Source organism: Shigella sp. FC1567, from assembly GCF_001743015.1.
Taxonomy (GTDB): Bacteria; Pseudomonadota; Gammaproteobacteria; order Enterobacterales; family Enterobacteriaceae; genus Escherichia; species Escherichia coli.
On the sequence record NZ_MIIV01000376.1, the window covers coordinates 1 to 564 of the forward strand.

General features: G+C 52.0%; 2 protein-coding genes and 2 pseudogenes. 3 read left to right on the forward strand and 1 reads right to left on the reverse strand.

What is annotated here, in order from left to right; translation table 11 throughout:
- The 3 genes and pseudogenes from BHE85_RS28490 to BHE85_RS18100 form a co-directional block, all read left to right on the forward strand.
- Positions 1–69 (forward strand): hypothetical protein (locus BHE85_RS28490; protein WP_369803596.1); only part of this gene is annotated, 69 nt, incomplete at its 5' end.
- Between the two features lie 26 nt (positions 70–95).
- Positions 96–221 (forward strand): annotated as a pseudogene (locus BHE85_RS28260) (group II intron maturase-specific domain-containing protein); the annotation flags it as partial.
- A gap of 58 nt (positions 222–279) precedes the next feature.
- A pseudogene (locus BHE85_RS18100) lies at positions 280–414 on the forward strand (transposase domain-containing protein); the annotation flags it as partial.
- 39 nt (positions 415–453) lie between these two features.
- On the opposite strand, the gene BHE85_RS18105 reads toward BHE85_RS18100, so the two are convergent.
- A partial coding sequence (locus BHE85_RS18105; RefSeq protein WP_001691633.1) for an IS1 family transposase occupies positions 454–564 on the reverse strand: 111 nt, incomplete at its 5' end.

A 564-nucleotide genomic window follows, 5' to 3' on the forward strand; every position in this document is an offset into this window, starting at 1 on the left:
CTGCCGGAATGGCCTTCCAACCGTGTTGACGAACTCCTGCCATGGAACGTAGCACTCACCAATAAATAAGCGTCAATACGGTGCTCCGTTGACGCTTACAGTGGATGCAGTCTAAATACAGACTTTCGAACCGGAAGGCTCAGCGAAAGCTGGCGCTGGTAAGGAAACAGTATCCGAAGCTATTTGCCCACTGGTATTTACTACGTGCATCGAATGAGTGATCAAGAGCCGTATGACGCGAGAGTGTCACGTACGGTTCCGTGAGCAGCCGGAGAGTGAAACTCTCTCCGACGGGGTTCCGATAGCGGTGGCGAACATGCGGCGGTGTTGTACTCGCTGATCGGCACATGCCGTCTGAACAATGTGGAGCCAGAAAAATGGCTGCGTTACGTCATTGAGCATATCCAGGACTGACCGGCAAACCGGGTACGCGATCTGGGTAATGACTCCAACTTACTGATAGTGTTTTATGTTCAGATAATGCCCGATGACCTTGTCATGCAGCTCCACCGATTTTGAGAACGACAGTGACTTCCGTCCCAGCCTTGCCAGATGTTGTCTCAG